Source organism: Caulobacter sp. UC70_42, assembly GCF_044056025.1.
Classification (GTDB): Bacteria; Pseudomonadota; Alphaproteobacteria; order Caulobacterales; family Caulobacteraceae; genus Caulobacter.
In genome coordinates this window covers 2,242,698-2,255,745 of record NZ_CP171994.1, presented here as the reverse complement: position 1 = coordinate 2,255,745, position 13,048 = coordinate 2,242,698, and the positions used below count along the sequence as shown (strand labels likewise).

Here is a 13,048-nt window from a genome sequence, read left to right as displayed (position 1 = left end):
CTCCTGCTCGCCGCCAGTCTTCTGGGTCTGGGCGCCAGCGCGCATGAAGCCGCTGCAGCGGAATCGCGCGTCCGACTCAACATCCGCGAGCCCACCGCCGCCGAAACCCTGATCGAACTGGGCGTCCGCATGGGCGCGACCATCGGCGGCGTTGAGGCCTGCAAGGGCCCCGGCGTCCCACTGGTCGGTGCCTTCAGCTTGCGCGAAGCCCTGGATCGCGTCAGTCAGGGCAAGGGCTGCGCCTACAGCTTCGTCGACGCCCGCACGGTTCGCTTCTCCGCCGCCCGGCCAGCGCCGCCAGCGCCGCGCCCAGTGGTCGCCGCCCGGCCGGCCGTCGTCGCGCCCGAGCCGATCGCGCCCCTGGCTCCGCTGGTCATCAACGCCGGCAAGCGCTCGCCGCGCCTCGGGGCCCTGGCTGGCGGCGTCAGCGTCATCGGCTCGCCACAGCTGCAGGACACCGGGGTGGGCGAAACCGGCTCGGTGGCCCGCCAGACGGCCGGCTTCATGACCACCAACCTGGGCGCGGCGCGCAATAAGATCCTGCTGCGGGGCCTGTCAGACGGCACCTTCACGGGCCGCACCCAGTCGACGGTCGGCACCTATCTCGACGACATCCCGGTGAACTACAACGCCCCCGACCCGGACTTGAGACTGATCGACGTCGACCGGGTCGAGGTGATGCGCGGGCCGCAAGGCGCGCTCTACGGCGGCGGGTCCCTGTCGGGCATCTATCGCATCGTCACGCGCCAGCCGGAACTGGGACGCTATTCGGCCTCGGTCGGCTCGACCATCGCCACCACCGAATCCGGCTCGAACAGCTATCGCGCCGAGGGTGTGATCAACGCGCCGATCGGCCGGGTCTCGGCCCTGCGCGCGGCGGTCTATTACGACGTCGACGGCGGCTATCTCGACGACGTCAACCTGCGCCTGTCCAACGTCGACAAGACCACGCGCCGCGGCGGGCGGGCGGCTTGGCGCGCGACCCTGGGCGACTGGCAACTCAAGCTGAGCTCGGCCCTGCAGAGCGTCTCGTCCAAGGACACCCAGTACGTCACCCTGGCCCCCGGCGGCCCGCGCCGCGCCAATCAGGTGCGCGAGATCCACCGCAACCGCCTGTCCCAGACCTCGGTCAAGATCAGCGGCTCGGGCGACTGGGGCCAGTTCGAGTCGGTGACCGGCTACGTGACCCACCGCTACGCCAGCCGCTACGACGCCACCGTCTCGCTCAGCGAGTTTTCGGAAGAGGCTCTCGAGCTGGGCGTCTACGACGAATCCGCCCGTGTGCGGATGGCGATCGAGGACATGATCTACACCGCGCCGGCCATCGGCCGACTGCGCTGGATGATCGGCGGCTTCCTGGCCACCAGCATCGAGGAAGGCGACGCCGATCTGCGGGCCCGCTCGGGCGCCGTCAGCCGCAGCTACTATGACGAGGATCGCAAGGACCGGTTGAACGAGTACGCCCTTTATGGCGAGGCGACCTACGACCTGGGCGGCGACTGGAAGGTCGCGCTGGGCGGACGGGCGTTCAAGACCACGGTCCACACCCGCTCCTACGTCCTGGCGCCCCCACCGGGCCAGACGCGCGACCTGGACCGCGCGGCTTCGTTCAGCGGCTTTTCGCCGAAGATCTCGATCCAGCGCGACCTGGCGCGTGGCGGCATGATCTACGCCCTGAGCTCGGAGGGCTATCGCGCCGGCGGCTTCAACTCAGGGGGCCTGACAAGGCCATCCGAGGCGCGGCGGGTGTTCCGGCCCGACCATCTGCGCAACTACGAGGTCGGGGCGACGCTGAATCCGCTCGACGGTCGGGTGAGCCTGCGGGCGGCGCTGTTCTATGACGACTGGCGCGACATCCAGACCGACCAGTACTTCGCCTCGGGCCTGTCCTACACCGCCAACATCGGCGACGGCCGCAACCGCGGCCTGGAGATCGAGGCGGGCTGGAAGGCGACGCCGCGCCTGACCCTGAAGGCCAATGCTCTCTTCAACGAACCGAAACTGACCCGGATCGCGCCCGGATACGGCATCACCGACAGCGCCAGCCTGCCCGGCGTGCCGGATGTCTCGTTCGGCAGCCTTGTGACCTATCAGCGCCCGATCGCCGCCGCCACGCTGATGCTAACGGCCGAGACCAGCTACATCGGCGAGTCCCGGCTGACCTTCGACCCGCGCTTCTCGCCGACCATGGGCGGCTACTATACCGGCAAGCTGTCGGCCCAGGTGATGACCGACCGCTGGCGCGCGGCCGTGTTCGTCAGCAATCCCTGGAACAGCTCCAGCGACACCTTCGCCTACGGCAACCCGTTCAGCTTCGGCCAGGTCCGTCAGGTGACGCCGCAACGTCCGAGGACGTGGAGCCTGGCCCTGTCGGCCAACTTCTAGCCGCCCCCGCGCCCGGCCGCGCGGGTAGCTTGTTGCAAAACTTACTTATTTGTCATCCCCGGAGGCTGGGGGCGCTGTCGCGCGGCGGCGTCTTCCTATCGAAGCGACCGCGGGGGCGTGGTCATTCGACCGAGGACATGTAATGGCCAAGCTTTCGGCCCTGCTCTGCGTGCACAACGAGGAACAACGCCTGCCGGCGGCCCTTGCGGCGCTGTCGTTCTGCGACGAGATCGTCGTCGTCGCCGACCGTTGCAGCGACGGCACCGAAGCCATCGCCCGCCACTACGGCGCCACGGTCGTTTCGGGCATCTTTCCGATCGAAGGCCCGCGCAAGCACGCCGGCATCGCCCGTTGCACCGGCGACTGGATCCTGGAGCTGGACGCCGACGAGGGTGTCGACCCCGCCTTCGCCCAGGAAGTCCGCGAAACGATCGAGCGCGCCGACGCCGCCGATTGGTACCAGGTCCCGATCGACAACTATGTCGGCGACCAACTGGTCCGCCACGGCTGGGGCGGCTCGTTCGGCACCTCGTCGGCCGCCCGCCTGTTCCGTCGCGGCGTCAAGTCGTGGAAGGCCGAGCGCGTCCACCCGGGCGCCAAGCTGGACGGCGCCTATGGCGGCCGCCTGAACACGCCCCTGAACCACATGGTCGACGAGGACATCGCTGACATGTTCGCGCGTCTCGGCCGCTACACCGCCCTGAAGGCCCAGGACCTGGCCGACAGCGGCAAGATCAAGGGCGTCGGCGACGACGCCTTCCGCGGCGTGCGCCGGTTCTTCAAGTGCTACGTCTCGCGCAAGGGCTACAAGGAAGGCGACCTGGGCTTCCTGATCTCGCTGATGGCTGGCCTCTATCCGATCTTGTCGAACCTGAGGGCGCGCGAGATTCTGCGCGCGCGCGCCCAAGCGGCCAGGGGCGGACGTCCGGTGACCGCCCCCGCCCCGCTGCCGCTGCGCCGCGCCGAGGCCAACGGACAGTAACGCTCGGCGCCCGCATGTCCCGACCGCCGCTCGCCTTCCGCCTGATCCTGGGATCCGAGCTCGCGCTCTGGACCAATGCCGGTCACGCGCCGGTCCTGTGGTGGCGGGGACGACGACGCCCGCGCGGCGACCGAAGCGTTGGAGCGGCTGCTGGCTCTGTCGCGCCGTCACGACGCCCCATTGACCCTGGCGGCCATCGCCGGGCCCCACCTGTCGCGGCTGGCGCGCCGCGTCGAGACCGAGCCGCACGTCGAGCTGGCGGTCCACGGCTTCAGGCATGTCAACCGCCAGCCGGACGGCCAGGGCTTCGGCGAGATCATCGACAGCGACGACATCGACTGGGTCCGCGCCCAGCTGCGCGCCACCGTCATGTTTTTCCACCGCGCCGGCGTGAGGCCGACGCTGTTCGTGCCGCCGTGGAACAATATGCAGCCGCAGTTGCTCGCGGTGCTGCCCGAACTCGTCGATCACCGCGGTCTCGGGCTTCGACCAAGCCAAAAGCGTGCGGGACGGCGTCATGCGTCTCGACGCGCACCTGGACGTGCTGCGCTGGAAAGGCGGCGGCCGGTTCCGCGGAACCTGGCGCTTCCTGTCACGGATGCGGCGACTGATGGCCCAGAGGCGCAAGGCGGGCCGATGGGACGAACCGATCGGCCTTCTGACCCACCACCTGGATCACGACGAGGCGACCTGGCTGTTTCTGGAACGCTTCCTGGCGACGTTCCGCGTCACCGCGCGCCGTCAGCTGACGCGCGAAACGGCCGTCGAGCTGAAAGCGTTCAGCGCCTAGAGGCCCGGCTAAGCCAATTCGGGGCGGTCGCGCAGGCACTCGCCGATAGCGCGGGCGCAGCCCGGGATGCCGAGGGCCCCCACGAAGGACATGGCCACGGCGCAGACCAGCATGATCGGTTGGAAGATGCGCATCGGGGAATCTCCACGCGGGCGTTCGTCGGAGGCACTGTGCCGGAACTGTAAGACGGAAACTTGACGGTTGTTCCGCGCCCGAATGAAAAAACTCAGGGTGCGGCGTTTTTGTCGCCGTTCTGTCCAAGGGCGTAGGCTAAGCGGGCGGCCTCGATCCGGCCAAGCTTTTCGGTGAGCGGTCCCCAATCGTCGCTCTCCGCGATCGGCGCCCACAGGGCCTCGACCTCCTCAACGATCAGTTCCTCCGGCTCCGGGCGTTGGAACATGGGATCGGCCAGGCGCTCCGGCCGGTCGGGCTCGAAGTCGGCCAGCCGGCGGCGGAACGTCTCGAACGTCTCCGTGCGGTAGAGATCGGCGCGCGGACCGTCCAGGGCGCGCGCCGTCGAGGTTTCTCCGCCAAACCAGTCGAAGAAGAACGGTTCCCAGCGCAGCGCCTCGCCGCCCTCGGCCAGGGCCCGGAACGCGGCGTTGACCAGGGCGACATCCTCATCCGCCCCCCTGCTCCTGACGGCCAGGCGGTCCAGCATCGCCGCGCGAAGAGCCAGGCGATAAGCGTCGGAAAAGCCGTTCAGCGCCGCCAGCAGACCGGCCTGGTCGGCGACCAGGGTCAGGCAGGCGGCCAACTGCTGCAGATTCCAGAACACCGCCTCGGGCTGGCGGCCGAAGCTGTAGAGCCCCTGGTGGTCGAAATAGGCGGCCGTGAAGTTCGGGTCGTTGCGCGGCAGGAACCGCCAGGGACCGTAGTCGAAGCTCTCGCCGGTCACGACCATGTTGTCGGTGTTCAGCACCCCGTGCACGAAGCCCGCCGTCATCCAGCGCGACAGCAGCCTGGCGCTGGCGCTCACCGTCGCCTCCATCAGCGCCGCCGCCCGGTCGGGCGCGTCAGCCAGCCAGGGGAAGTAGGTCTCGATGACGTGATCGACCAGTTGAACGATCAGATCGCGCTGGTCGAAATAGGCCAGTCTCTGGAGGGTCCCGAAGCGGATATGGCTGTGCGACAACCGGGTCAGCACCGCCGAGCGGGTCGGGCTGGGCTCGTCGCCGCGCGTCAGGGCCTCGCCGGTCTCGACCAGCGAGAAGGCGCGCGAGGTGGGAACGCCCAGGGCCTCCAGCATCGACGCGGCCAGGATTTCGCGCACCCCGCCCTTCAGGGTGAGACGGCCGTCCCCGGCCCGCGACCAAGGCGTCTGGCCCGAACCCTTGGTGGCGAGATCCAGCAGGCGATCGGTTCCCTGCTCGCGAAGCTGGGCGAACAGGAAGCCGCGGCCGTCGCCGAGGTCGGGGGTTGTAAACGCGGAACTGATGGCCATGATAGCGCATGGCCAACGGGACGGGCTGGTTGTCCGGCAACGGCGCGAAGCGGCCGAAATGGCGGACCCAGTCGACGTCGGTCAGGTCGTCCAGCCCGACGCTGGCCGCCGCCCTCTGGTTGCGGAATCGCAGGATCGTTTCCGGAAAGTCGGCCGCCTCGACGGGATCGGCGAAATCGCGCCCCAGGGCCTGCAGGCGAGGATCGGGACGGTAGACGGGCGAGAGGCTCATGAGTGGGCAGATGAGACCCGTCGGCCGCGCGCGCAAGCCACTTTCGAATTTCGATGACGGCCGGCCAATGCTGTCGCTTCCCGGCAACAGAGATCGCTCGAACCTAGTCGCGATAAGGGATTTTGCTTGCCGAGCACGCTTGCGGCGCCTAACCCTTGGCTATCCATTCGAACAATCGTTCGGCGGAACAACAAAAAAAACGAGCCGGGGGCGGGCAAGCGCTGTCGGCCGACAACCGAGAGGTAGGAAATGCGCTTCACCCAGGTGCTTTGCGGCACTGCGTCCGCTGTTGTCCTCGCCAGCATGGGCGCCGGGCGCCGTCCAGGCCCAGCAGGCCACCCCAGCCCAGAACGACATCCCCACCGTCGACAGCATCGTCGTCACCGCCCAGAAGCGCGAGCAGAACCTGCAGGACGTGCCGATCGTGGTGACCGCGGTCGGCGCCAAGCAGCTGGAAGGCGCGGGCGTCAAGGACATCAAGGATCTGCAGATCCTGACCCCTGGCCTGAACGTGGCGTCGACGTCGAACGAGACCAACACCACCGTCCGCATTCGCGGCGTCGGCACGGTCGGCGACAACCCCGGCCTGGAATCGTCGGTCAGCGTCGTCATCGACGGCGTCTATCGCCCGCGCAATGGCGTGGCCTTCAACGACCTAGGCGAAATGGAACGGGTCGAAGTGCTGAAGGGTCCGCAAGGCACCCTGTTCGGCAAGAACACCTCGGCCGGGGTCATCAACGTCCTGACCAAGGCCCCTGAGTTCGAATTCGGCGCCGAGGCCGAGGCGACCTTCGGCAACTACGGCTCCAAGGGTGGTTCGGTCGCCGTGACCGGCCCGATCATCGCCGACAAGCTGGCCGGCCGCCTGTTCGCCGCCAAGCGCGAGCGCGACGGCTTCTACACCATCAAGACCGGCGCGGGTCCGCGCACGGCCACCGACGACGCCAACCAGGACTTCTACACCATCCGCGGCCAGCTGCTGGCGACCCCGACCGACGAGCTGAAGTTCCGCTTCATCGGCGACTACACCAAGCGTGACGAACGCTGCTGCGTCGGCGTGCAGATCGTGACCGGCCCGACCGGCCCCATTCTCGACGCCCTGTCGGCGGACTTCGGGCGTGTCCATTCCGGCCAAGCCGTTCGACCGCATTTCCTACGCCAACCGCCCGACCGATCAGCAGATCGAGGACAAGGGCGTTTCGCTGGAAGGCGAATGGACCACCCCGTGGCTGGGCGGCGCGACCCTGACCTCGATCACCGCGGCGCGTGAGTGGACGACCAACAACGGCCAGGACGTCGACTTCTCGACCGCCGACATCGCCTACCGCAACGGCGACCAGTGGCGCACGCGCTTCAAGCAGTTCAGCCAGGAACTGCGCTATGCCGGCCGCACCGAAAAGGGCGAATGGCTGATCGGCGCCTTCTACGCCAACGAGGACCTCGATCAGCTGACGCCGTTCCGCTATGGCTCGGCCTACGAGACCTATCTGGGCCTGCTGCTGTCGGGCGGGGCCAGCCCCACCTTCGTCTCGGCCCTGACCGGCCGCGCGCCCGGCACGTCCTACACGGCGGGCTCCGGTTCGCTGGACGCTTACGCGCAGAACTCCAAGAGCCTGTCGTTCTTCACCAACGACACCTATCACCTGACCGATCGGATCGACCTGACGATCGGCCTGCGCCACACGCACGAACTGAAGACCCTGGCGACGCAGTACACCAACCTGCCGGGCAACAACGGCTGCGCCGCCGCCCTTGGCCGCGTCGGGACGATCGTCGGCATCGTCGGCGCCGCCAACGCCTCGACCGTGATCGGCAACCTCTGCCTGCCGTGGACCGATCCGGGCTTCAACAACTACAGCTCCAAGCAGAAGCGCAACGAGAAGGAATGGACCGGCACCTTCAAGGTCTCGGCCAAGGTCACCGACGACATCATGTCGTACGTGTCCTGGGCCAAGGGCTACAAGGCCGGCGGCTTCAACCTCGACCGCTCGCGCATCGGCCTGGGCACGCCGAACCCGGACACCGACTTCGCGCCGGAAACGGTGGAATTGATCGAGGTCGGCTTCAAGACCAGCTGGCTGAACCGCCGCCTGTCCCTGAACTCGGCCTTCTTCCACCAGGCGTACAAAGGCTTCCAGCTGAACACCTTCACGGGCGTCAGCTACATCGTCACCTCGATCCCGAAGGTGGAATCGTTCGGCGTCGACACGGACCTGCTGTGGTTTACGCCGATCCGGGGCCTCAGCCTGCAGGGCGGCGTCACCTACGCCGAGACCGAGTACGGCCCGTTCATCGCGCCGACCGGCGTCTCGCCGCGCCTGTCCGACGCCCGTCTGTCGTTCGCGCCGCTGTGGTCGGGCTCGCTGGCGGCCAGCTACGAGCATGACCTGGGTTCGACGCTGCTGTTCCACGCCAACCTGAGCGCCAAGTACAGCTCCAGCTACAACACCGGTTCGGACCTGGCGCCGCAGAAGGTCCAACCGAAGATGACAGTGGTGAACGGCCGCATCGGCATCGGCAGCCAGACGGGGCTCTGGACGGTCGACGCCTGGGCCCAGAACCTGACCAACAAGAAGTACTATCAGGTCGGCTACGACGGCCCGCTGCAGAGCGGGACCTACGACGCCTTCCTCGGCGCGCCCCGCACCTACGGCGTGACGCTGAAGGCCAAGTTCTAGACGGCCAAGTTCTAGCCGGGAGGGGGAACCGACGGCGGCCTAGAGCCTCCGTCGGCTTTCGGAAGAGGGAAGGGCGATCCGGGCGACCGGATCGCCCTTTTCTTTGGTCGGAGCTTTTCGAGAGGGGTTTGCGATCTTGGCGCATCACCTCAGCATGGCCTCGGGGATTCGATCAGCGCCGGAGCCACGCCATGAAGACGATCCGCTTCCTGGGTTTCTGGATCTGCCTGGCCGTCGGCCTGGCGCTGGGCGTGTGGAGTCAGAGAACCCCCGCGCCCGTCCCCCGCCAGCGCCCCCGCCACGGCCTTCTCGGCCGACCGCGCCATGGCCGACGTCACGACCATCGCCCAGAAGCCCCACCCCACCGGCTCGGCCGAGATCGCCAAGGTCCGCGACCATCTCCGGGAACGGATCTCGGAGCTGGGGCTACAGGTCTCGATCCGTCCCGGCGAAGGCTTCTGGACCAAGTCCGACACCGGCCGAGCCCTGACCGTGGCCGCCGTGCAGAACGTCATCGGCGTCCTGCCCGGCAAGGATCCCAGCCTGCCGGCCATCCTGGTGATGAGCCACTATGACTCGGTGCACAATTCGCCCGGCGCCGCCGACGACGCCACGGGCGTGGCCGCCGCGCTGGAGATCGCCCGCGCGCTCAAGGCCGACGGGCCGCACGCCCGCGACGTCATCTTCCTGTTCACCGACGCCGAGGAGGCGGGCCTGCTGGGCGCCGACGCCTTCTTCAACCGCGACCCCACCCTCGAGCGCGTCGGCCTGGTCGTGAACCTGGAAGCCCGGGGCGACGCCGGCCGCGCGGCCATGTTCCAGACCGGCCCCGGCAACGGCGCCCTGATGAGCGTCTTCGCCCGTCAGGCCAAGGGTCCGTCGGCCAACTCCCTGGCCTCGACAGTCTATGAGAAGATGCCCAACGACACCGACTTCACTCACGCGGTGAAGAAGGGCCTGCCGGGGCTGAACCTGGCCTTCATCGACGACCAGCTGGCCTATCACACGCCGCTGGCCCGGCCCGACCACCTGGAGCGCGGCAGCCTGCAGCATATCGGCGACCAGGCGCTGCCGACCATTCGCGCGCTGGCCGACGCCGCGACCCTGCCGGCCAAGGCCCCGAACGCGATCTATTCCGACGTGCTGGGCCTGTTCATGATCAGCTATCCGCCGGCCGTCGGCTGGGGGCTGCTGGTCCTCGCCGCGGGCCTGATCGTCTTCACCGCCTGGCGCACCCTGAGCCTGGGCGCCGCCAGCGGCTGGGAGATCGCCCGCGGCGTGGCCGGCCTTCTGCTGACCGCCACCGCCGCCGCCACGGTGCTGCACCTGGCCGGCCGACTGCTGATGATCACGGACGTGCAGCGCTACTACGGCGTCCTGACCCGCTTCGACCTGCTGTTGTGGGGCTGCGGCCTGCTGGCCGTGGCGGTCGGCCTGGGCGTCGCCACCGCCCAGGCGCGGGGCGCGCGCCGGATCATCCCCTGCGCCGTCGCCCTGGCCCTGGGCGGGGCGTGCAGCCTGGTCGGCGGCTTCGATCCCATCGGCCTCGGCTTGGGTGTCGCCGCCTGCGTGCTGGCCGCCCTGTCCCTGGGCTTCAAGACCGACGTCCTGGGGGCCTGGATCGGCGGGATGATCGTGCTGCTGGTCATGGCCACGGCCGCCCAGGTCCTGGCGCCCGGCGCGACGGTGATGCTGACCTGGCCGCTGCTGGTCGCCGCCCTCGGCGCGGCCCTGATCATCGGCGTCGGCGGGACGCGCGACCGGCGGGTGGCGCTGGCCCTGACCTTCGTGGTCGGCCTCCTGGCCGTGCTGTCGACCGCCCAGCTGACCGCCTGGGGATCCTGGACCTTCGCCGGCGTCGGCATGATGGAGCCGGCCGTCCTGGCCCTGTTCGCCATGCTGGCCGCGCCGGCCCTGTCGCCCCTGGCCCACGACTTCGCGGCCACGCGCTGGGCCTGGCGCGCGGCCGGCGTGCTAGCCCTCGCCGGCGTCGCCCTGATCGCCAACGCCGCCCGCCTCGGCGGCGAGCCCGGCCGTCCCGCCGTGACCCAGGCCCTGCACGTCGCCGACCTGTCGACCGGCAAGGCCTGGCGTCTGACCGAGGCCCCGCGCCTCGACGCCTGGACCAAGGCCGTCCTGCCTGACGATGGCGGTTCGGATCCTAAGCAGCAGCCGCTGGCCCCGTTCTGGCGCAAGCCGGTCTGGATGTCCGAGACCCGCGCCGCGCCCGTCGAGGCGCCCAGCTGACCGTCGACCGCGCCGACGACCGGCTGCTGGTCCGGCTGATCCCCGCGCCCGGAGCCGAGATGGTCACCGTGCGCCTGCGCCCCAGCGGCCCGCTGGCCGCGCCACGCCTCAACGGCCGTCCGATCACCCTGAAGACCGAGGCCGGCCAATGGTCGGCCCTGACCTATCACGCCCCCGATCCGAACGGCGTCACCCTGAGCTTCACGACGCTGGGCCCCGGCAAGGTCGAGGTCGCGGCGCTGGAGTATCACGACGGCTGGCCCGCCCTGGCCAAGACCCCGCCGGCCAAGCCGGCCGACCTGATGGCCATCGGCATGTCGGACAAGACCGCCGTGCTGGTGCGCGGCGGGATGAGCTGGTGACGCGCTAGACGACGAACACGCCCTCGCCGGGCTCTTTGGCGTACAGCGCCTCCACCCGCTCGGCCCGGCGGTCCAGGGCGCAGCGCTGGTTCACATAGCCCTTGTCGGTGATTTCGCCGGCGTCGATCGAGGGCGGTTCGGTCAGGAGGGTGAAGCGGCCCACCCGCCGCGACGAGCCGCCGGCCGCCGCGTTGAACGCCGCCAGCCGGTCGCGCAGGATGGCCACCAGTTTCTCCAGCGGCGTCCCCGGCCCCGGATCGGCGACAAGGGCCGCGAGGCCGGCCGGCGAAGGCCACAGCATCGCGCCGATGAACGGCTTGTCCTGGCCGGTGATCACCGCGTCGTGGATATAGGGGCTGCAGGCCGCCACCAGGTCGGGGCGCAGCACGCCGACGCTGACCCAGGTGCCGCTGTCCAGCTTGAAGTCCTCGGTCACCCGGCCGTCGAAGACCAGGCCCTTGGCCGGATCGTCCGGATCGACGAACCGCGCCGCGTCGCCCAGCTTGTAGAAGCCTTCCTCGTCGAAGGCCGCCGCCGTCCGCTCCGGATCCTTGTGGTAGCCGGCCGCCACGGTCGGCCCCTTCACCCGGACCTCGTACTTGCTCCCGTTGGGCGCCAGCTTCAGGGCGATACCCGGCAGGGGCAGACCGACCAGACCGACTCGCTCGGTGATCCAGTGGGTGACGGTGACGCCCTGCGTCTCGGTCGCGCCATACATGGTGGTCAGCGGGATGCGCTGGCCGGTCTCGGCCACGGCCAGGGCCTGAATGCGGTCATAGACGTCGTTGGAGAGGGTCGCGCCGCCATAGCCCATGTAGCGCAGGTTCTTGAAGAACGAGCGCCGCAGCGCCGGATCGTTCTCCATCGCGTCGGCCAGCATCGAAAACGCGATCGGGGCCGAGCCGAACACGATCGGCGAAACCTCGTAGAGGTTCTTGATCGTCGTCTCGAACATTCCCGGCAGCGGCTTGCCCTCGTCGATGTGCAGCGTGCCGCCGGCCCAGATCACGGCGTTGAAGCCGATATTGCCGGCCGAGATATGGCTCCAGGGCATCCACTCCAGGCTCTGAGGGATCTCGTCGGTGGGCGCGTCGGCGCGGAGGCCTTCCTGGCCGGCGATGACGCCCGCCATCATGCCGTGGGTCTGGGGCACGGCCTTGGGCAGGCCGGTGGAGCCGGAGGTGAACAGGTATTTCGCCACGGTCGCCGGTCCCAGCGTTTCGCGGGCGGCCTCCACCGCCGCCGTCGGCGTCGCGCCCGCCACCTCGGCGAAGGCGATCGTCTCCGGCGCGCCGTCGGCCGTGATCACCGCGAGGGTCGGATCGAGGGCCTTGAGGGTCTCCAGCGCCTTGGCGAACATCGGCCCGCTCTGGGCGAAGACGACGCGCGGGGCGACCTTGTCGAAGCAGTGCCTCAGCTTGGCGTGGTCGGTCGACATCAGGCTGTAGGCCGGGCTGATCGGCGCGGCCGGCACGCCGGCGGCATAGGCGCCCAGGGTCATCAGGGCGTGCTCGATCGAATTGCCCGACAGGATCATGACGCTGTCGGCGCCCGTCAGCCCGCGATCCAGCAGCCACTGGGCTATGCCCTCGACCGCCCGCTGGGCCTGGCCGTAGGTGACCTCGCGCCAGGGACCGTGACCCGGCTCGCGCTGCCTCAGATAGGGTCGCTCGGGATGCTCCGCGGCCCTGGCGGCGATCAGGTGGGCGATCGAGCGCGGGCCCTCGCCCGGCGCATGGTTCGAGGTGATGACGATCGAGCCGTCCGGCCGCCGCTCGACGCTGACGTCGGGCCCCTTCATGGCCAGGGGCTTGAACGGAACCTTGGTGACGTCGCGCGAGGGCGACGCGCCATCCGGCGGCGCCATGGTCTCACTCCCTCAGGTTATCGTTGTTCTGTTGGAACCGACGGTAACGGAAAGCGGACGC

Annotated in this window: 8 protein-coding genes and 2 pseudogenes; 6 read left to right on the top strand and 4 right to left on the bottom strand. The window is 69.3% G+C overall.

Going from position 1 to position 13,048, the window contains the following annotated elements; translation table 11 throughout:
• Positions 1-129 precede the first annotated feature (129 nt).
• Positions 130-2,385: a TonB-dependent receptor gene (locus ACHMW8_RS11335; RefSeq protein ID WP_395445605.1), complete on the top strand. Its 2,256-nt coding sequence runs from the start codon at positions 130-132 to the stop codon at positions 2,383-2,385.
• A 142-nt stretch (positions 2,386-2,527) separates the two neighbouring features.
• Positions 2,528-3,367 (top strand): glycosyltransferase family 2 protein, encoded by an 840-nt coding sequence (locus ACHMW8_RS11330; RefSeq protein WP_395445604.1) that lies wholly within the window; start codon positions 2,528-2,530, stop codon positions 3,365-3,367.
• Positions 3,368-3,534: 167 nt separating this feature from the next.
• Here the strand turns inward: ACHMW8_RS11330 and ACHMW8_RS11325 are convergent, their stop codons facing one another.
• Positions 3,535-3,738, bottom strand: a complete 204-nt coding sequence (locus ACHMW8_RS11325) for a hypothetical protein (RefSeq protein WP_395445603.1) — start codon at positions 3,736-3,738, stop codon at positions 3,535-3,537.
• A gap of 146 nt (positions 3,739-3,884) precedes the next feature.
• Between ACHMW8_RS11325 and ACHMW8_RS11320 the strand changes: the two genes are divergently transcribed.
• Entirely contained in the window at positions 3,885-4,157 is a 273-nt protein-coding gene (locus ACHMW8_RS11320) for a hypothetical protein (RefSeq protein WP_395445602.1), read from the top strand.
• 8 nt (positions 4,158-4,165) lie between these two features.
• Here ACHMW8_RS11320 and ACHMW8_RS11315 read toward each other — a convergent pair whose 3' ends face one another.
• Entirely contained in the window at positions 4,166-4,291 is a 126-nt protein-coding gene (locus tag ACHMW8_RS11315) for a hypothetical protein (protein ID WP_099581400.1), read from the bottom strand.
• Between the two features lie 92 nt (positions 4,292-4,383).
• Positions 4,384-5,833: pseudogene (locus ACHMW8_RS11310) on the bottom strand (protein adenylyltransferase SelO).
• 289 nt (positions 5,834-6,122) lie between these two features.
• Between ACHMW8_RS11310 and ACHMW8_RS11305 the strand changes: the two are divergent.
• From ACHMW8_RS11305 to ACHMW8_RS11295, 3 genes and pseudogenes are all read left to right on the top strand, one after another.
• A complete protein-coding gene (locus ACHMW8_RS11305; RefSeq protein ID WP_395445601.1) occupies positions 6,123-7,103 on the top strand; it encodes a TonB-dependent receptor in 981 nt (326 codons plus the stop codon).
• A complete protein-coding gene (locus ACHMW8_RS11300; protein ID WP_395445950.1) occupies positions 7,015-8,511 on the top strand; it encodes a TonB-dependent receptor in 1,497 nt (498 codons plus the stop codon). The genes ACHMW8_RS11305 and ACHMW8_RS11300 overlap by 89 nt, the downstream gene beginning before the upstream one ends.
• A gap of 191 nt (positions 8,512-8,702) precedes the next feature.
• Positions 8,703-11,120: pseudogene (locus tag ACHMW8_RS11295) on the top strand (M28 family metallopeptidase).
• Between the two features lie 4 nt (positions 11,121-11,124).
• On the opposite strand, the gene ACHMW8_RS11290 reads toward ACHMW8_RS11295, so the two are convergent.
• Positions 11,125-12,987 carry an AMP-binding protein gene (locus tag ACHMW8_RS11290; protein WP_395445600.1) on the bottom strand — a complete coding sequence of 621 codons (1,863 nt, stop codon included), beginning with the start codon at positions 12,985-12,987 and terminating at the stop codon, positions 11,125-11,127.
• Positions 12,988-13,048: the final 61 nt, after the last annotated feature.